The organism is Trichococcus patagoniensis, from assembly GCF_003051085.1.
Taxonomy (GTDB): domain Bacteria; phylum Bacillota; class Bacilli; order Lactobacillales; family Aerococcaceae; genus Trichococcus; species Trichococcus patagoniensis.
In genome coordinates this window covers 166575-186157 of record NZ_QAOM01000006.1, presented here as the reverse complement: position 1 = coordinate 186157, position 19583 = coordinate 166575, and the positions used below count along the sequence as shown (strand labels likewise).

15 protein-coding genes are annotated in these 19583 nt (G+C 49.2%); 14 read left to right on the top strand and 1 reads right to left on the bottom strand.

Annotation, left to right across the window (positions count from 1 at the left end; all coding sequences use genetic code 11):
• Positions 1 to 225 precede the first annotated feature (225 nt).
• The 6 genes from C8U37_RS05720 (at position 226) to C8U37_RS05695 (ending at position 8732) form a co-directional block, all read left to right on the top strand.
• Positions 226 to 1485, top strand: a complete 1260-nt coding sequence (locus tag C8U37_RS05720) for an argininosuccinate synthase (protein WP_108032294.1) — start codon at positions 226 to 228, stop codon at positions 1483 to 1485.
• A gap of 194 nt (positions 1486 to 1679) precedes the next feature.
• Positions 1680 to 3074: a sugar transferase gene (locus C8U37_RS05715; protein ID WP_211306137.1), complete on the top strand. Its 1395-nt coding sequence runs from the start codon at positions 1680 to 1682 to the stop codon at positions 3072 to 3074.
• A 244-nt stretch (positions 3075 to 3318) separates the two neighbouring features.
• A complete protein-coding gene (locus C8U37_RS05710) occupies positions 3319 to 4803 on the top strand; it encodes a nicotinate phosphoribosyltransferase (protein ID WP_108032292.1) in 1485 nt (494 codons plus the stop codon).
• 29 nt (positions 4804 to 4832) lie between these two features.
• On the top strand, positions 4833 to 5666 hold the full coding sequence (gene nadE, locus C8U37_RS05705) for an ammonia-dependent NAD(+) synthetase (protein ID WP_108032291.1): 834 nt from the start codon (positions 4833 to 4835) through the stop codon (positions 5664 to 5666).
• 1 nt (position 5667) lies between these two features.
• Positions 5668 to 7533: an LTA synthase family protein gene (locus tag C8U37_RS05700; protein ID WP_170100200.1), complete on the top strand. Its 1866-nt coding sequence runs from the start codon at positions 5668 to 5670 to the stop codon at positions 7531 to 7533.
• 101 nt (positions 7534 to 7634) lie between these two features.
• Positions 7635 to 8732, top strand: coding sequence for a glycosyltransferase family 4 protein (locus C8U37_RS05695; protein WP_170100199.1), 1098 nt, complete (start codon positions 7635 to 7637; stop codon positions 8730 to 8732).
• A 57-nt stretch (positions 8733 to 8789) separates the two neighbouring features.
• Here the strand turns inward: C8U37_RS05695 and C8U37_RS05690 are convergent, their stop codons facing one another.
• The gene (locus C8U37_RS05690; RefSeq protein ID WP_108032288.1) at positions 8790 to 9461 is read right to left on the bottom strand and encodes a YigZ family protein; all 672 of its coding nucleotides are present in this window, start codon (positions 9459 to 9461) and stop codon (positions 8790 to 8792) included.
• Between the two features lie 159 nt (positions 9462 to 9620).
• Here C8U37_RS05690 and C8U37_RS05685 point away from each other — a divergent pair, with 159 nt between their 5' ends.
• The 8 genes from C8U37_RS05685 to prfB all read left to right on the top strand — a co-directional run bounded on the left by C8U37_RS05685 (position 9621) and on the right by prfB (position 19538).
• Complete coding sequence (locus C8U37_RS05685; protein WP_146161814.1) at positions 9621 to 11114, top strand: UDP-N-acetylmuramoyl-L-alanyl-D-glutamate--2,6-diaminopimelate ligase; 1494 nt, start codon at positions 9621 to 9623, stop codon at positions 11112 to 11114.
• Positions 11115 to 11122: 8 nt separating this feature from the next.
• On the top strand, positions 11123 to 11989 hold the full coding sequence (locus tag C8U37_RS05680; protein ID WP_108032286.1) for a DegV family protein: 867 nt from the start codon (positions 11123 to 11125) through the stop codon (positions 11987 to 11989).
• Between the two features lie 124 nt (positions 11990 to 12113).
• Positions 12114 to 12701, top strand: coding sequence for an RNA 2',3'-cyclic phosphodiesterase (thpR, locus tag C8U37_RS05675; protein ID WP_108032285.1), 588 nt, complete (start codon positions 12114 to 12116; stop codon positions 12699 to 12701).
• 94 nt (positions 12702 to 12795) lie between these two features.
• The gene (locus C8U37_RS05670) at positions 12796 to 14166 is read left to right on the top strand and encodes an ATP-dependent helicase ComFA (RefSeq protein WP_108032284.1); all 1371 of its coding nucleotides are present in this window, start codon (positions 12796 to 12798) and stop codon (positions 14164 to 14166) included.
• On the top strand, positions 14138 to 14827 hold the full coding sequence (locus C8U37_RS05665) for a ComF family protein (RefSeq protein ID WP_108032283.1): 690 nt from the start codon (positions 14138 to 14140) through the stop codon (positions 14825 to 14827). The genes C8U37_RS05670 and C8U37_RS05665 overlap by 29 nt, the downstream gene beginning before the upstream one ends.
• Positions 14828 to 14953: 126 nt before the next feature.
• Positions 14954 to 15511 (top strand): ribosome hibernation-promoting factor, HPF/YfiA family, encoded by a 558-nt coding sequence (gene hpf, locus C8U37_RS05660; protein WP_108032282.1) that lies wholly within the window; start codon positions 14954 to 14956, stop codon positions 15509 to 15511.
• A gap of 203 nt (positions 15512 to 15714) precedes the next feature.
• A complete protein-coding gene (secA, locus tag C8U37_RS05655; protein WP_108032281.1) occupies positions 15715 to 18264 on the top strand; it encodes a preprotein translocase subunit SecA in 2550 nt (849 codons plus the stop codon).
• Positions 18265 to 18421: 157 nt separating this feature from the next.
• Positions 18422 to 19538, top strand: a protein-coding gene (gene prfB, locus C8U37_RS05650) for a peptide chain release factor 2 (RefSeq protein ID WP_108032280.1) whose coding sequence is annotated in 2 segments (ribosomal slippage) — positions 18422 to 18493 and positions 18495 to 19538 — 1116 coding nt in all. Because the reading frame shifts where the segments join, the coding sequence is not laid out codon by codon here.
• Positions 19539 to 19583 lie beyond the last annotated feature (45 nt).

Here is a 19583-nt window from a genome sequence, read left to right as displayed (position 1 = left end):
AGTACTCAATGATTATCGGGAAAATTTGACAAAAAAATAAAGCCCCATTGGGCTTTTTAGCTATTTTTTCGATAGGCAACTGTCAAACACCCGAATAATGTAAAAAAATGGGATGATTTCCATGGCAGATATGCTATAATGCATATTGTTAAATAAACGAAAATGTAGATATCAGTTCATGCATAAAAGCAACGGATATTGAAATCTGTATAAGGAGGTAAAAGCATGGCAGCAAAGGAATCAATCAAAAAAGTGGTTTTGGCTTACTCAGGTGGATTGGATACGTCCGTCATCATCCCTTGGTTAAAAGAAAATTACAACAACTGTGAAGTAATCGCCGTAGTAGGAGACGTAGGACAAGGTGATGACTACAGCCGATTGGAAGAAAAAGCGATCAACTGTGGCGCATCGAAGTTGTATGTTGCAGACTTGAAGAAAGAATTCGTTGAAGAATTCATTTGGCCGACATTGCAAGCAGGCGCTAAGTACGAAGGACAATATTTATTGGGGACTTCTTTCGCCCGTCCGATCATTGCCAAAAGAATGGTAGAGATCGCGCACTTGGAAAATGCTGATGCAATCGTTCACGGTGCAACAGGGAAAGGGAACGACCAAGTCCGTTTTGAAGTCGGCATCAGAGAATTCGATCCGAATATCACGATCATCGCCCCTTGGAGAGAATGGGAACTGACTTCCAGAGAAGATGAATTTGCGTATGCTGCTGCACATAACGTGCCGCTTCCGATTACGTTGGAAACAAACTACTCAAAAGATAAAAACTTGTGGCATCTATCTCATGAGGGCCTTGACCTGGAAATGACAGCCAATGAGCCAGCTTACGATAAAATCCTGGAGATGTGCGTGACGCCTGAGAAAGCTCCGGACGAAACGACCTATGTCACTTTGGAATTCAAAAAAGGCATACCTGTCAGCCTGAACGGTGAAGCAATGGACGGCATCGCCCTGATCGAAAAATTGAATGTGATTGCAGGCGCGAACGGCGTCGGCATCATCGATATCGTGGAGAACCGTTTGGTCGGCATGAAGTCAAGAGGCGTTTATGAAACGCCTGCTGGAACTGTGCTGTATCATGCCCATGACAAATTGGAACAACTTTGCTTGGACAAAGACACTTTCCAATACAAACAATTGCTGGCCAACAAATATGCGGAGCTTGTATACAACGGCTTGTGGTATACACCATTGCGCAAAGCGTTGGGTGCCTTCGTTGATGAAACGCAACAAAATGTCGAAGGTTTCGTGAAAATGAAGCTTTATAAAGGCAACATCACCGATGCTGGCGTTGTCAGCGCTAAATCGTTGTACAGCGAAAGCTTTGCGACTTTCGAAAGCGACGATGTATACAACCATACCGATGCAGCCGGCTTTATCCGCCTGTTCGGACTGCCTACATCCATCCGTGTCATGAAAGAGCAAGCTGAAGGTCAAGCGACACACGAAGAATTGAAAGATCTATTAAAATAAACAACCGGTATTAGTGTTTTTTGACAACTAGTCCGCTCCGGAACGTCCTCATCAGGCAATAAGTCCTGATGAGGACGTTCTTTTTCGTTTGCGGGAGGGATGTTGCCATCCCAAACTTTCATATCCCAAAAGAATAAACTATGATAAAATGAATGCATTCATATTATGCTAGTTTAAGGAGGAGTAGATTAAGCGTGAATCAAACAGGTGAATGGAATAAAGCCCGTAAAATTATCATCGGCATCATTGATGTGCTATTGTTCATCGGATCATTGCTGCTATCTTTTTATTTAAAATTCGGAACAGATATACCATGGATAAACTTCGAGGCCTTTCAGGGGAGCGTTGCCTATGTCTCGTTGATTTTCATCATCGTCAATATCCTGTTCGGTACGTACATATTCTATAACAAATCGATCAGCGACTTCCTGTTCATCACGGTCATCGGGCAATTCGTCCTTTCGTTGATCATCATGGCGCTGACTTTTGCCGGGCGCTGGTTGGCGTTCCCACGATCGGTCATCCTGATCAACTTTTTTGTGGGAACAATCCTGCTGTTCCTGTTCCGCGTAATGGTGTTCAAAATGTACCAGCGCATGAGCGGCAGCAAACGGGTCATGATTGTCGGGATGGAAAAGGAAGTGTTTGCGGCAGTAGACAACTTCACGAATACAAAAAGCATCCGCCATGTCGTGACGCACGTCGTCTTGTCGGATTATTACGAAAATGTTCTGCGCCATCTGGAAGAGATTGATATCGTCTACTTAGCAAGCCAGATCGAAGAATCCGAAAAACTGAAGATATACGATCTGTTGACGAGCAAAGAGAAAAAGATGTTCTTGAATACCAGTTTTGAGAATCTGATCATGGTCAATCCGAATATGATGAATATCGAGGATGAAAGCATCATCGAAGTTTCCCCGTTCCGCATCTCGGCAGAGGATGGCCTTATGAAACGGATCATCGATATTGCGGTTGCGCTCATCGGCATCGTCATCACCTCGCCGATCATGGCTGTTACGGCCATCTTGGTGAAGAGAAGTTCCGAAGGTCCCGTATTCTACAAGCAGACACGCATCACCAAAGACGGCAAGGAATTCGAAATCCTGAAGTTCCGCAGCATGGGTGTGACCGCTGAGAAAGATTCAGGCCCGGTTTTGGCTACAAGCAATGATGTGCGCGTAACGACAGTCGGCAAATATCTGCGCTCCCTGCGCATTGATGAGCTGCCGCAGTTGTTCAACGTATTGCTGGGCGATATGTCCTTGGTCGGTCCCCGGCCGGAACGTCCTTTCTTCGTTGATCAATTCAAGGAACTGAACCCGCATTATTACCTGCGTCACAACGTCCGCGCCGGGATTACCGGCTATGCGCAAGTCTACGGGAAGTACGCTTCCGACTTCAACAGCAAGCTGAACTTCGATCTGATCTACATCAAGAAATATTCCTTGATACTGGATCTGAAAATCATGCTGCAGACCGTCAAAATATTGTTCGATAAAGTATCATCCCGCGGAGTGGATGAGAGCGAACGAGAGATCCTGACCGAGCAAGAAATCGAAGCACGCGGCATCAAAGTCATTTATTAATCGCACACCAAAACCATCCCACCGGGCGAAATTCTGCCCGCCAGGATGGTTTTTTGTTTACACAGAAATGCCGGTTGTATTTGCCGGAATGCGGGCCGATCACTATAATCAATCTGATGGATTTTGGACAAAAAAGCGGAAATGTATAGGGAATTGCGTTACAATAGGTGAATAGAGCACTTCCTTCTGCAGTACCGTGACAGAATGCGGAGGCGTACGATCAAAGATGAAATGAGTGAGTTGGATGAGTTTTGATTATAACGATGATAGTTTAGCTTTGCATACTGATTTGTACCAAATTAACATGATGAAGACTTATTGGGATGAAGGCATTACCGAAAAACATGCAATTTTTGAACTGTACTTCCGAAAGTATCCTTTCAATAATGGATATGCAGTCTACGCGGGGCTTGAGCGCTTCGTATCCTATATTCAGAATTTGCGCTTTACCGATACGGACATCGCTTATTTACGCGAGCATGTCGGCTACGAGGAAGGCTTTTTGGAGTATCTGAAAAATTTCCGTTTTTCGGGAACGATCCGCTCCGCTCTTGAAGGGGACCTCGTCTTTGCGAATGAACCGATCGTCCAAGTGGAAGGTCCGTTGGCGGAATGCCAATTGATCGAAACGGCCTTATTGAATGTCGTGAATTTCCAGACGCTTATAGCGACAAAAGCTGCACGTCTGCGCTATGTCTGTAATGATGAGCCCTTGATGGAATTCGGTTCCAGAAGAGCGCAGGAAATGGATGCCGCCATTTGGGGCACACGCGCAGCCTATATCGCCGGCTTCAATGCAACGAGCAATGTTCGGGCCGCCAAGCTGTTCGGCATTCCGGCTTCGGGTACCCATGCCCATTCGATGGTGCAGGTCTACCGCAATGATTACGATGCCTTCATGGCTTATGCGCATTCCCACAAGGAGTGTGTCTTCCTTGTCGATACCTATGATACGTTGAAATCGGGCGTGCCCAATGCCATCAGAGTGGCGAAGGAAATGGGCGATAAGATCAACTTCCTCGGCGTGCGCTTAGACAGCGGGGATATGGCTTACATTTCCAAAAAAGTCCGGCAGCAATTGGACGAGGCAGGCTTTACCGATGCAAAAATCTATGCATCGAACGACTTGGATGAACTGACCATTCTGAACCTGAAGATGCAGGGTGCAAAAATAGATGTCTGGGGTGTCGGCACGAAGCTGATCACTGCCTATGACCAACCGGCGCTTGGTGCGGTCTATAAATTGGTTTCGATCGCGGATGAGAGCGGCAAAATGGTGGATACGATGAAAATCTCCAGCAACGCCGAAAAAGTCTCGACACCTGGCAAAAAACAAGTATGGCGGATCACACGCAAGCGTGACGGCAAGTCGGAAGGGGACTACATTGCACTTTGGGAAGAAAAGCCCAATCAAGAGGCGGAACTGTATATGTTCCATCCGGTCTTCACTTACATCAACAAGACCATCACTGACTTTGAGGCGCGTCCCGTACTGCAGGACATCATCGTGGACGGTGAACTGGTTTATGAATTGCCATCGCTCCAGGAAGTAAAAGCCTTCTCGGAAGTGCAGATGAGCGGTTTGTGGGATGAATACAAGCGTATCCTGAATCCGGAAGACTATCCGGTCGACTTGTCTCAGAAGGCGTACGATCATAAGATGTCCACCATCAAAGCCATCAAGAAACAAATCAAGGAAGAAGCCACATTATTGGAAAGCACGAAATAACCAATCAGATCAATCAAGGGGGAATAGGGATGCGTCCATTACAAAAAGAAATTATTGCTGCTTTAAGAGTGAAACCGGAAATCGACCCAAAAGAGGAAATCCGCATCAGCATCGATTTCATGAAAGATTATTTGGCGGCACACCCATTTTTGAAGGCATTCGTTTTGGGGATCAGCGGTGGCCAAGACTCCACTTTGACGGGGCGTTTAGCCCAGTTGGCGATTCAGGAAATGCGCGATGAAACCGGCGATGACAGCTATCAATTCATCGCTGTCCGCCTTCCATACGGCGTTCAGTTTGATGAACATGATGCCCAAGCTGCACTTGCCTTCATCTCGCCGGACCAAAAATTGGTCGTCAACATCAAAGAAATGGCTGACGCCGCACTTGATGCCCTTGAGGAAGCCGGGCTTACCATCACTGACTTCAACAAAGGAAACATCAAAGCGCGTCAACGCATGATCGTTCAGTTCGCGATAGCGGGCGACAGCAGCGGGGCCGTTTTGGGGACTGACCACGCGGCGGAATCAGTTACTGGTTTCTTCACTAAATTCGGCGACGGAGCCGCCGACTTGTTGCCGATTTGGCGTTTGAATAAACGTCAAGGCCGCCAATTATTGAAAGAGTTGGGTGCACCGTCACAACTCTACGAAAAAGTTCCGACAGCGGATTTGGAAGAAAACCGTCCTGCATTGCCGGATGAAGTGGCTCTGGGAGTCACTTATGAGAGGATCGATGCTTATCTGGAAGGCAAGGAAATACCGGATAAGGACGCTGAAATCATCGAAGTCTGGTACACGAAGACCGAACATAAACGTCACTTGCCGATAACGGTCTATGACGGTTTTTGGAAAGAAGCCTAAAATGATGAAAGAAAACCAAGAGCTGCAGTGCAAGAGCAGGGGGCGCCTCCTGCTCTTGCACTGCTTCAGTTTGTTGGCGACCGTATTCTTGGTCCATCTCTATCTCCAATGGACTCAAAATGATCTGGATGCCGGACTGGTAGTGAATTTTGTATTTGCTTGGCATACTGAGAAGTTTCTGATCAGTACAGGGGTGTTGTTGACGCTGGGTCTCTGGCTTTGGGCTTTGGTCGGGAACATCCGCTGGGCGAATGCACTGTTGGTGCTGTCGGGAGGGATCCTCGGGCTGGCGACATATGAAAAGATGTTGCAGCGGAACGAGCCCGTTTATCCAAGCGACTTGAAGATGCTGACGGAAGCCACCTTCCTGTTGGAGATGCTGGATGGGCGGACATTGGCGGCTTTAGGTTTTGTGTTCCTGCTATTTCTGGCGTTTGTGCTGTTTTCCCTTCGCCATGCCAAGGCCAATAAAACCGTGAAACTGGGATGGAAATCACGCGTGCTGATTCTCATAACAACGAGCATGGCGTTCAGCTATGCCGGACAGTTCCAGCAAGAAGGCAACCTGCTGAAGAAAGCCTATGATAGGACGGCCTATTGGATTCCGTACAGCCAACAAATGAATTACTACAACACCGGGTTTGTGGCGGGCTTCCTTTACAACCTTTCGGCTGAACCGATGGCAACGCCGGATGATTATTCACAGGAAAAAATCGACGAGCTGAAGGTAACCTATCAGCAACTTGCTGACGAAATAAACGCAGAAAGAACGGCAGTGTTGCCAGAAACGAATGTCATCTACATCATGAATGAAAGTTTTGCGGACCCGCTTGAACTGGACGGGTTGGACTTGCAAAGTGACCCGATTCCGTTTACGCGCGCTTTGATGGGCACAAGCTACAGCGGCGAGCTGTTGTCCCAAGGTTATGGCGGCGGAACGGCCAATATCGAATTTGAAGCTTTGACGGGTTTTTCGATGGAGCCTTTCGCCGCAAACATCACGACGCCATATACGCAATTCCTGTCCTCCCAGGATGATTTCCCTTCCGTCGTGTCGCGATTGGAAGAAGCCGGATTCCGTACCACAGCGATCCACCCTTACAATACGACCATGTATAAGCGGCTGGAGAACTATGAAACTTTGGGGTTCGATGCCTTCCTTTACGAGGACACGATGACGCACACGGACAAACTGGATACCAATCCCTATATTTCGGATGCAGCCGCGTACGCTGAAATAGTGGCTATCCTGAAAGCCAGTGAGGAAAAAGATTTTATCCACTTGGTGACGATGCAGAACCATACGCCTTATCAAAACAAATACTCAGTTATACCATCTGCTGCGGAGACCGGCATAGCCAGCCAGACGATCCGGAACTATCTGCAGGATCTTCAGTACAGCGATCAAGCTTTGGCAGAGCTGTTGGCCGCCCTCCAGGAATGGGATGAGCCGACCGTCGTCGTGTTCTGGGGTGATCATTGGCCGAGCGTTTTCGGCGAGGACCTTTATGCGCTGAACACAATCCAAAATATGCATGAAACGCCTATGTTCATCTACAGCAACACAGTCGAAGTCCAAAAGGATTTGGGCGTCACCAGTCCCATCTATTTCTTGCCGGAAGTGCTGGAGTTGAGCGGCAGCCGTGTCACGGCTTTTGAAGCCTTGTTGATGGCGCTGCAGGAAAAGGTGCCGGCATTCGAAAAGACGCTGTATGTGAATGGCGATACCGGTGGATATGTCTCGAGCCGAGAGGGACTGTCCGAACAGGCCAGAAGTTTGTTGGCGGATTATGATTTGATCCAGTACGATACTACCACCGGAGACCGGTATGCAGAATCAAACGGTTTTTTCCAAATGAACGATTGAAACAGATTGCCTCAGACTTGCGGCTTGTGTGAGAGTCGGATTTGCATGTAGGTCCAGAATCGCCTATGATGAAGGAGATAAAGGGTGAAAGGAGGGTTCCGGTGAGTTTCTTTATACGTTTCATGTTTCTTTTCGGCGGAACGATCCTGGCGAGCATGCTGCTTACCTATCTTTTCCGTGCGGCAGCGAGGCGGTTCCGCTGGACGGATAAGCCATCCGAAGCGAAAGTGCATATCAAGGAGACGCCGACGATGGGAGGCGTAGCCATATTCTTGGCTTACTGGGGTGCCTTTTTCCTAGGGATCCCTCCGAGTAACCGTTCCGGTTTTGCGGGCATCATGTTTTTGAGCTCGCTGATCATCCTGGTGACGGGGATCATCGATGATCGCTATGATCTGAGGCCCTGGCAAAAAATGATCGGTATCCTTGCTGCGGCGAATGTCCTTTATTTTTTTACGGGCACCAAAATAAACAGCCTGACGCTGGATTATTTCGGAACAATCGAATTCCATGAAGCGGGCTACTTGGTGATGATGCTGTGGATTGTGGTCATCACAAATGCGGTGAATCTGATGGACGGGCTGGATGGCTTGGCGACGGGAACCTCAATCATTTCCTTGACCACAATGGGATTCGTCAGCTATTTCTTCACCGATTATATGGATGTGGCCACAGTCGTCATGATTTTCCTTTTGGTTGCGAGTTTGCTGGGTTTTTTGCCTTTCAACTTCTACCCGTCCTCCATTTTCTTGGGGGATACGGGATCGCTGTTCGTAGGGTTTATGATTGCGGTGCTGTCCTTGTACGGACTGAAACATGCCACCTTCGTATCGCTCCTGATACCGGTGGCCATTCTGGGAGTTCCGTTGACGGACACGATTGCCGCTGTCCTTCGCCGGACTTTGCACAAGCGCTCCATCAGCGCGAAGGACAAAAGTCACCTGCACCATCGTTTGCTGCGGTTAGGCTTTACGCACCGCCAGACCGTTTTGGTCATTTATGCATTGGCGATCATCTTTTCCCTGACTGCCATCCTGTTCCCGATTTCTTCTTTCTGGGGGACGGTCGTTTTGGGGGTGGGTTTGATTTTCGGCGTGGTGCTCTTCATCGCCTCCTTCAATTTGTTGGACAGTAACCGTTCCAAGTTGCGCAAGACATTGTATCGCCTTTTGAGGGAAAAGGACGAAAAAAACAAATGAACAAGCCATGAAAGCCGAATAGGCTATCACGCGCTTGTTCATTTTTTTATTCAAAATCTATTCGATTTCGCCTTCATCGGCTTCGTCGTAAGCTGTGGAGATCGAACGCTCCACATAGTCCTCCTCGCCGACTTCAAAGACGACACGGCCATTCATGACATCCGTAACAGCATCCTGGAAATGGCTGATGTCCTCAGTAGGGATGCCGCACAAAAAACAAACCTGGTCGGTGTATTGGGCCTCAATCAGAGTGTAGGGCGCCTGCGCCAAGTAATTCTCCAATTTTCCGGATGCAGAATAGGAAACGAGGCAGCCGACTTTTGTCTGGAGGCTGCGGACAACGATGCCGATATCCTTCAGTGCGGTCGCTACGGATCGGCTGTAGGCGCGGATCAATCCGCCGGCCCCCAACTTTGTCCCGCCGAAATAGCGGGTGACGACGGCTGCGACATAACGCAGATCGTTTTTCTTTAGCACTTCCAGCATCGGGACGCCGGCTGTTCCGGATGGCTCTCCGTCGTCATGGGCGCGCTGGATTTCGTTCTGGTCGCCGATCAGGTAAGCAGAACAGTTGTGCGTCGCTTTCCAATGCTCTTTTTTGACGGCTTGGATGAATGCTTTGGCCTCGTCCTCGGAATGGACACGTTTGAGGCTGCAGATGAAGCGGGAACCCTTGATGATGATCTCTGTAACGCCGCTCTCTGCGATAGTGTGATAGGTTGTCAGCATATCCTTTCCCCTCCAAGTTTTTTTATTCTCATTTTACCACAGAGGCACTCGGATGACAGGCCACGAAGAAGGAAAGGGACTTTCCGAACATTTCCATTTGTGGTATTGTTAGATGGAATAGACCAAACGGCCACAGGGGTCGATGGAAAGGTGATCTGCGTGAAAGCTACAGATTTAATCGATGTACTCAAAATGAAAAAAGTTGTCGGGAGCTTGGATCCCGCTTTGAATATTGGAAAAATAAGTCAGGATTCCCGCGATATCCAATCGGGGGATCTGTTTATCTGCATCGACGGTACGCAAGTCGATGGCCACAATTACGTTGAGACGGCGGTCGCCAATGGTGCGGGCTTGATTGTTGCCCACAGGGATATTGAAAAAGTGGCAGCATCTGTCCCGGTCGTGTATGTTCCCGATACAGGCAAAGCGATGAGTCTGCTTGCGAATCATTTTTATGCTTATCCGAGCGAGGCGATGAAAGTCATCGGCGTCACGGGGACAAACGGAAAGACGACGGTAACCTACTTGGTGGAAGCCATCCTTAAGGCGATGGACAAAAAAACCGGACTGATGGGCACCATCGAAATGCATATCGGCGACGAAGTGCACAAAACGAAAAATACGACGCCAGACAGCATCACGATGCAAAAGGCCCTGCACCTTATGGTTGAGAAGGAGACTGAATACTTCGCGCTGGAGCTGTCCTCGATTGCGTTGGAAATGGGCAGAGCATGGGGGCTTGATCTGGATGTCGCGATCATGACGAACCTGACGCATGAACATATGGAATTTCATCACACGATGGAAGCCTATGCCGAAGCGAAAAAGCTGCTCTTCTCCCAACTGGGGAACGGACGCAAAAATGGACGGACGAAAACGGCGGTACTGAACGCGGATGATGAAACGATCCACAGCTATCGCATCTCTACGGCGGCAGAAGTCATTTCTTACAGCGTGAAGGATGAAACGGCTGATTTCTTTGCAGCGGATATCACATACAGCCGGACGCAGACACGCTTCAATCTGATCGTCAATGGGGAACGCTATCCGGTCGTGACGAACCTAGTGGGGCTCTATAATGTCTCCAATACATTGGCTGCGCTGGCGGCTGTTTATGCAGTGGGCATTGCGTTGGAGGATGCAACAAAAGCGGTAGCGTCATTGGCTGGTGTTACCGGCAGATTGGAGATCGTGCCTGGCGCGAGCGACATCGGCGTCTACGTCGATTTTGCCCATTCGCCCGACGCGATGGAAAAAGTATTGAGTGTGGTGCGCGACTTTACTCAAGGCAGAGTCATTTCCGTTTTCGGCGGTGCTGGGGAACGGGAGCATGAAAAACGCCCGATCATGGCCCGCATCGGTACGGAACTCTCCGATTACGTGGTCCTGACGACGGACGACACTGGGAAAGAGCCGCAGGAACAGATCATCGCGATGATGCTTGCCGGCATCGAAAAGGACAACTATGAATACATCGAAAACCGCAAGGAAGCCATCCAGCATGCCATCGCCAGCGCAGAACCGGGAGATACGGTCATCCTGCTGGGCCGTGGACATGAGGCTGACTACAACGACAGAGGCAGAATGATCCGCCTGTTGGACAGTGAAGTGGCGGCTGAAGCGATTGAATTGCGCAACGAGCAGAAAGATTGAGGACTTCCATGAAAATTGCAGTAGTTACGGACAGTACCGCTTATCTGACGGCTGAGATACGTCAGCGGCATCATATTCATATGCTGCCATTAGTCGTGAATATCGGAGAAAAATCATATGAAGAAGAAATAGATCTGGTTGCTGAGGATTTTTATGCCTTGATGAAATCATCTGGCGATTTCCCGAAAAGCTCCCAACCAGCTGTGGGTGCCATGCATCAGCTGTATGAAGAATTGGCGAAGGAACATGATGCGATCATCAGCGTCCATCTCTCAAGCGGCATCAGTGGTACGTACCAGAATGTTGCCGCTCTAAGCAGGGAATATCCGGAGTTCAACATCCATGCCTTCGATTCTGAAATCAGCTGTTACGTGCAGGCCCGCTTCGTCTTGGAGGCTGCAAGGTTGGCTGCTGCCGGTATCGACCCGGATCAGATCATGGCGCGATTGGACCATATGAAAAAACGTTCCCGTGCTTACTTTATGGTGGATGACCTGATGAACCTGCAGCGCGGCGGCAGACTGTCCGGTGGAGCGGCTGTCATCGGCTCCATCATGAAAATCAAACCGGTGCTGCATTTTTCGGACAAAAAGATAGTCGTTTTCGAAAAAATCAGAACCAATGCAAGGTCATTGCGACGGATCGAAGAACTGTTGGGCCAGACGGCTTCAAAGGCGGATTATCCGATCATCGCAACCGTCATCCATGGCAATATTCCCGAAAAAGGGCAAGAGTGGCTGGAGCATCTCCAAGGAGAATTTCCGGACATCCGCTTCGAATTGAGTTATTTCGGTCCTGTCATCGGTACGCATTTAGGCGAGGGTGCTCTTGGTCTGACCTGGACGGAAGACACCGAATTGAGCTTTCCGATATAGGCAACAAATATTTGCGGCAATCATACATTCATTCGGAAGGAGGGGCCATTTGGGTCCTGGCCTTCCTGTTTTTTTTCTGGGGGAATTTCGGACTGGTTTTTAAACGGATAGCGGGGGTGTTTTTGTGAGAGTATTTATCGGCGTCAGATTGCCTGATGTCATCAAAGAACAACTGGGTGCCGTTCAGGAAGAGGTGAAGCGTGCCAGCCTCAAAGGATCATTCACGGATCCGGACAACTTTCATTTGACGATACGTTTTATCGGTGAAGTGAATCCGGAACAGAAAGGTGCGATTGAAGCTGCGCTGATCTGCTGCACCGCAGACCAAGTGCCGTTCCTGGTCGAAACCGATGGATGGGGTTATTTTCTCAAAAAAAATAAGTGGATCATCTGGCTGGGCATCAAAGAAAACGGACAGCTCCATCAACTCTATGATCAGCTTAACGCGGAACTTTTGGTGCAAGCAACGACAGTCGCCGACGAGGTTGCCTTCATTCCGCACCTCACGCTCGGCCGGGGGATCGTACTGTCGCAGGAGTGGGAAACACTTAGCAAAGTGCCGCTGCCCTCTGAACAGAAAATCCCGGTCACGGCGCTGACGCTGTTCGAAAGTGTGCGGGTGAACGGAAAGCTGGTCTATCGCCCGATCGCCGATTTCCCGTTCAACGGTCAGACTATTCAGTCAGCATCCAGCAAACCAACGAATCCTTGACCGGAAATAAAAGGCGTCACTCTTCGCATAGTCAGCGGAAGAGTGGCGGCTTTTTTTGCGTATGCTATCCAGGGAAGGTGAAAGGGAGGATGGCATGGACGGGAAGGAACTGTACGGCAGGGAGTTGACGAGGAGCGAGTGCCGCAACGCAGACGAAGCGCTGCTGGATTTGGCTGAGAAACGACCCGGAATAGAACGCGTGAACGGGAAGCCGACCTGTACCCGCTGCGGAAACCAAGATCGGAAAAAAATGCAGGCAGCGCCTTGCTCATGCGGAACTGCTTGTCTATATTGCTTGAGTTGCCTGAATATGGGGAAGATCAAAAGCTGTACGGTACTCCATCATCTGCCGGAAACCAACTCGTTCGCATGGCCCCAGGAACCGATTCTGCAATGGAAGGGCCAGTTGTCCTCCGAACAGAAACGGGCATCGGATGAAATCGTGGTGACGGTCCTTTCTGAAGGGACACGCCTGATTTGGGCAGTTGCCGGCGCCGGGAAGACCGAGATGATTTTTGAAGGGATTGCAGCCTGTTTGCGCGAAGGAGGGAGAGTCTGCCTGGCTTCCCCGCGTGTGGACGTTTGCCTGGAACTGGCCCCTCGGATCAAGCAAGCTTTCCCTGATGTCCCGTTGGCCTTGCTGTACGGTGGGAATGAGGAGGGCTATAGCTATACACCGCTCGTCATCGCCACGACCCATCAGTTGCTGCGCTTCCGGGAAGCGTTCGATCTCCTGATCATCGACGAAATCGATTCTTTCCCGTACCACAACGATGCGAGCCTGCAGTTCGGTGCACAAAAATCCAGAAAAAAAGCAAGTGCGCTGGTTTATTTGACGGCAACCCCGTCACGGGCCATGCAAAATGACCTCAAGCACGGCAGATTGGCGGCTACGGTGTTGCCTGCCCGCTATCACGGCTTTGCGTTGCCCGAACCAGAGTGTCTGTGGGTCGGGAATTGGCGCAAGGCCATCAACAAAAAGAAAACGGCCCGATTCCTTACCCTGATCCGAAGGAAGCTCCAAACGAATCGGCGCTTTCTGCTTTTTTTGCCGCATATCCAACTGATGGAAGAGCTGGAAGGATGGTTGAGGGAACTTTTTCCAGACAAGCAGTTCACTTGCGTTTCGGCGAGCGACCCTGACCGCGAGGAGAAAGTGAAAAGGATGCGGGCTGAGGAATATGATTTTTTGATGACGACGACCATATTGGAGCGCGGCGTGACTTTCAGGGACATCGATGTCATCGTGCTTGGCGCGGAAGATCGGGTCTTCACGGAAGCCTCGCTGGTGCAGATTGCCGGCAGGGCAGGCAGGCACAAAGACTTTCCGACGGGGTGGGTCTGCTTTGCCCATGATGGCGAAACGAAAGCCATCCAAGGCGCTGTCCGGCAGATTCGCTCGATGAACCGGGATGCGGGAAGAAGGGGGCTGCTGAATGGGTCAGTGTCTGTTTTGTCAAAATGAGATCCGCGAGGTTTTGACCCTCCAGGAACTTTTCGGTTTCGGGAAAAAAGCTTGCGGAACAATCTGCCGATCCTGCGACAAAAAGTTGCCGCGTTTAGTCGGTCAAACGTACTGCCCGGGTTGCATGCGGCCGCAAACAGCCATTGAGTTGTGCGAGGACTGCCGAAACTGGGCTTGCCGCTATCCGGAGCTGACGATTGCGCATCATGCCTGCTATGGCTATACGGGTGTCGTGAAGGAGTGGCTGCAACGCTACAAGTTCCAAGGCGATTACCGTCTTGCCGGTGCCTTCACGAATGATCTGCAGGCTTTCCAAAGAGTGCATCCTAAAGGGCTGTTCCTCCCGTTGCCGATATCATCAGCCAGTTACGAGGAAAGGGGCTTCAGCCAATGCGAAGAGATGCTGAAACAAGCGGGGATCCGCTACGTGAAATTTTTGGAAAACCAGCACGCCGGCGAAAAACAATCCGAAAAAAACAGGCAAGAACGCCTCCAGACAGCGCAACCATTTTTATTGCTGGATGCGCACAAAAAATATCTTCAGCAGGAAATTATTCTTTTTGATGACGTCTATACTACCGGAAGAACGCTCTACCACGCGAAAACCCTCCTGTGCAAGCAAGGATTCAGGTCGGTGCATTCCATCACAATCGCAAGATAATAAATCATAAACATTGAAATGTTAAGGCGCTTACATTATAATGAAGTTAAAGAAATCCCCTATGAGTGGTCCATAGGTGAGGGTTGTCTTTATCTGACGATGCGTCAGACGAAAGGAGAGAGTGCTATGTTTAAGTATAATGTCCGAGGAGAAAATATTGAGGTTACAGAACCGATCCGCAGCTACGCCGAGAAAAAATTAGGCAGACTGGAAAAATACTTTAGCAACGTGCCTGAAACAACTGCGCATGTCAACTTGAAAGTATATCCATTCCCAGCCGAAAAATCTGCTAAGGTGGAAGTTACGGTTCCGCTACCTTTCCTGGTTTTAAGAGCCGAAGAGACTTCCAACGATCTATACGGAAGCATCGATTTGGTCGTGGACAAACTTGAACGCCAAGTCCGTAAGTACAAGACGAAGATTCACCGCAAATCCAGAGAGAGAGGATTTGATATCGGTAACGAGCCGAATCTGATCGAAGAAAATATCGAAGCCGACGAAAATGCGCTTGAAATCGTCCGTACGAAACGTCTTTCCCTCAAACCGATGGACAGTGAAGAAGCTGTATTGCAGATGAATATGCTTGGACACAACTTCTTTATCTTCGAAGATGCTGAAACGAACGGCACAAGTATCGTGTACCGCCGAAAAGACGGCAAATTCGGTCTGATCGAAACTGACTAAATCCGAAAATAACGTCCCCCGCCCATAATAAACGGCGGGGGGCTTTTTGTTGATGGCGAGTAGTTCACATTAATTAAAAGTAATGATAGAATAGTAGAGATAAAAGAATTATTTTTGCAGCAGCAACGAACGACTTATACACGAACGCATACCCAGTGAAAATGATTGCTGGAACGAAATCAGACAGCAAGAGGAGATATAGAATGGCCAACTTTTTAAAGAAACTCATCGAGAATGATAAGAAAGAGCTACGTTCCTTGGAAGGAGTAGCGGATAAGGTCATCTCCTACGCGGATCGAATGGCCGCTTTGGATGATGAAGAATTGCGCGAACTGACCGAATCCTATAAAGAACGCTATAAAAAAGGGGAGTCTTTGGATGACCTGCTGCCTGAAGCTTTTGCGGTAGTCCGAGAAGGCGCAAAACGCGTCTTGGGGCTGTATCCTTACAAAGTGCAGATTATGGGGGGGATCACCCTGCATAAAGGCAATATCGCCGAAATGAAGACCGGTGAAGGTAAAACCTTGACTGCAACAATGCCGGTTTACCTGAACGCCTTATCGGGCGAAGGCGTCCACGTTGTCACCGTCAATGAATACCTGGCAAGCCGCGATGCTGTTGAGATGGGTGAACTGTACCGCTTCCTGGGGTTGACTGTAGGCTTGAACACAAACGGCAAGTCTTCTGAAGAAAAAAGAGAATCCTATAACTGCGACATCACTTACAGCACCAACAATGAATTGGGCTTCGATTATTTGCGGGACAATATGGTCGTCTACAAAAATCAAATGGTGCAGCGCCCGTTGAACTTTGCGGTCGTCGATGAGGTCGACTCAATCTTGATTGATGAAGCCCGTACACCGTTGATCATTTCCGGACAAGCCGAAAAATCGACAGCACTCTATAACCGAGCCGATTTCTTCATCAAAGGATTGAAAGAGAATGAAGATTATACGATCGATTTGACATCCAAATCAATCGCATTGACGGATGAAGGCATCGAAAAAGCCGAAAAAACATTCCATTTGCCGAACTTGTACGATGTGGATAATACCCGCTTGGTGCATCATTTGGATCAAGCTTTGCGCGCGAACTTCATCATGATTGTGGATATCGATTACGTAGTGGAAGACGGAAAAGTAAAAATCGTTGACCAATTCACTGGCCGGATCATGGAAGGCCGCCGTTACTCGGACGGACTTCACCAAGCCATCGAAGCGAAAGAGAACGTTGAAATCGAAAATGAATCGAAAACGATGGCTACCATCACTTTCCAGAACTATTTCCGTATGTACAAAAAACTGTCCGGTATGACCGGTACGGCGAAAACGGAAGAAGAAGAATTCCGGGAAATCTACAACATGAACGTCATCTCGATCCCTACAAACAGACCGATTGTCCGTAATGACTATCCGGATCTGTTGTATCCGTCCTTGAAGAGCAAATTCAGGGCTGTTGTCGGCGATATCAATGAGCGTCATGCGAAAGGGCAGCCGATCCTTGTCGGTACCGTAGCCGTGGAAACCTCCGAACTGCTTTCGCACATGCTGAGCCAAGAAAAAATTCCGCACCAAGTGTTGAATGCCAAAAACCATTTCCGGGAAGCAGAAATCATCATCGGAGCCGGCCAACCCGGAGCCGTCACAATCGCCACCAACATGGCCGGCCGTGGTACCGACATCAAGCTGGGTAAAGGCGTCAAGGAATTAGGCGGTCTTTGCGTAATCGGCACCGAACGCCATGAGTCACGCCGGATCGACAACCAACTGCGTGGACGTTCCGGCCGTCAAGGGGATCCCGGCGAAACGCAATTTTACCTGTCATTGGAAGACGACTTGATGAGACGCTTCGGATCGGAACGCATCCAGCAAGTCTGGAGCAAATTGAATTTGGATGATGAAGCAGAAGACGTGGTCATCCAAAGCAAAATGCTTTCCAAACAAGTGGAATCCGCCCAGAAACGAGTGGAAGGAAACAACTACGATACCCGTAAAAACGTACTGGAATACGACGAAGTCATGCGCGAACAACGTGAAATCATTTATGGACAGCGACTGGAAGTCATCAATGAAACCGAATCGCTGAAGTTTGTCGCAACAGCCATGATCAAACGTGCGATTGCGCGTGTGGTCGAAACGCATACCATCGGTGAAAAGACAACTTGGAATCTGCAGGGGATCCGCGATTTTGCCGGAGCTGCCCTTGTGCATCCCGACAGCATCAGTTTGGCCGATCTGGAAGGAAAGACGGCGCATGAAATCGAGGAATACTTGGTGGAACGCGCAATGGAAGTCTACAAGACAAAAGAGGCGCAACTGAGCCCGGAACAAATATTGGAGTTTGAAAAAGTCGTCATTCTGCGTGTCGTGGACAGCAAATGGACCGACCATATCGACAATATGGATGAGCTTCGCCAAGGAATCGGCTTGCGTTCATACGCACAGAATAATCCATTGACCGAGTACCAAACCGAAGGCTATGATCGTTTCCAAGAAATGATTGCCACCATCGACTATGACGTTACCCGTATCGTGATGAAATCTGAAATCCGCCAAAATCTGCAACGCCAATCAGTGGGACAAGGCTCGAACATCATGCCGACGCGTGAGACAGTCGCTTCCCAAACGGAGCAACAGGAACAAGCGCGCAGAGCCCAGATCGCCGCAATGAGAATGCAAAAACTGATGGAAATTCAAAAAGCCAAACAAGCGGCTGACGCAGCAGAAAAACAAGAGTCGCCTACCGAAGAATAACCGGGAACGATTCAAGCAATCCAAACTTCAACCAGCAAAACCGAGTCAAACACACACTAATCGGATACAACGCCAATCGAGGAGGGTCGGGATAAAAAACAGTAGCTTGTTTTTATCCCGACCCATCCTTCTTTTGTCGAATCTAGGAGGAAATCAAATGGAATTAAGTGAAATCAAAGCAATATTGGAAAGTTCAGAAACAAAAATCTCAAGCTTCAGGAGGTCTCTTTGACTTAGATGGCCTGGAAACGGATATTGCGGAATTCGACGATCGCATGCTGGATCCTGAGTTCTGGAACAATGCCGAAGCGGCACAGGAAGTCATCAACCAATCGAACCAACTGAAAGTAGTCTACAATACGTTCAAGAGTTTGGAAGCGCAGTATGAAGACCTTGAAGTCTTGTATGAAATGGTGAAGGAAGATGAAGATCCGGAATACCTGGAAGAATTGACCGAAAAAACGACTGAATTTACAGAAGCACTGGAAAAATATGAATTGACGATGCTGTTGAACGGACCGCACGACAAATCCAACGCCATTTTGGAAATCCACCCGGGTGCCGGCGGAACGGAATCCCAGGATTGGGGAAGCATGCTTTTCCGCATGTACACACGTTGGGCCGATAAAAAAGGCTTCGACGTGGAGACGCTGGACTATCAAAGCGGGGATGAAGCCGGAATCAAGAGCGTAACGATCCTCATCAAAGGATTGAACGCCTATGGCTACTTGCGTTCGGAAAGGGGCGTGCACCGTTTGGTCCGCATTTCGCCATTCGACTCGGCTGGAAGACGACACACCTCTTTTTGTTCGATCGACGTGATGCCGGAGATAGCTGCGGACGATACGGAGATAGAAGTGAATCCGGATGACATCCGTGTGGACACGTACCGCGCCAGCGGAGCAGGCGGACAGCACATCAACAAAACATCCTCAGCCATCCGGATTACGCATATCCCGACCGGCGTTGTTGTGGCGAGCCAGGCGCAACGTTCCCAATTCCAGAACAGGGACACCGCTATGGGGATGCTGAAGGCAAAACTGTATCAACTGCAGGAGGAAGAGCGTGAAAGAGAACTGGCCGCGATCCGCGGGGAACAAAAGGAAATCGGTTGGGGTTCGCAGATCCGTTCTTACGTGTTCCATCCCTATTCCATGGTCAAAGACCACCGAAGCAGTTACGAAACGGGTAACGTACAGGCCGTCATGGACGGGGATCTGGACGCCTTCATCGATGCCTATCTGAAAATGACGATGGATCAGGAAGAACTGTAAGATCCGCAACGAAATGGAAAATGGCCAGACATGAACAGGAATAGT

Coding starts and splice junctions, on each gene's coding strand:
- C8U37_RS05670 (WP_108032284.1), top strand. CDS start 12,796: ATGGACGGGAAGGAACTGTACGGCAGGGAGTTGACGAGGAGCGAGTGC.
- C8U37_RS05720 (WP_108032294.1), top strand. CDS start 226: ATGGCAGCAAAGGAATCAATCAAAAAAGTGGTTTTGGCTTACTCAGGT.
- secA (WP_108032281.1), top strand. CDS start 15,715: ATGGCCAACTTTTTAAAGAAACTCATCGAGAATGATAAGAAAGAGCTA.
- C8U37_RS05665 (WP_108032283.1), top strand. CDS start 14,138: ATGGGTCAGTGTCTGTTTTGTCAAAATGAGATCCGCGAGGTTTTGACC.
- nadE (WP_108032291.1), top strand. CDS start 4,833: ATGCGTCCATTACAAAAAGAAATTATTGCTGCTTTAAGAGTGAAACCG.
- C8U37_RS05700 (WP_170100200.1), top strand. CDS start 5,668: ATGATGAAAGAAAACCAAGAGCTGCAGTGCAAGAGCAGGGGGCGCCTC.
- C8U37_RS05690 (WP_108032288.1), bottom strand. CDS start 9,461: ATGCTGACAACCTATCACACTATCGCAGAGAGCGGCGTTACAGAGATC.
- C8U37_RS05680 (WP_108032286.1), top strand. CDS start 11,123: ATGAAAATTGCAGTAGTTACGGACAGTACCGCTTATCTGACGGCTGAG.
- hpf (WP_108032282.1), top strand. CDS start 14,954: ATGTTTAAGTATAATGTCCGAGGAGAAAATATTGAGGTTACAGAACCG.
- C8U37_RS05710 (WP_108032292.1), top strand. CDS start 3,319: ATGAGTTTTGATTATAACGATGATAGTTTAGCTTTGCATACTGATTTG.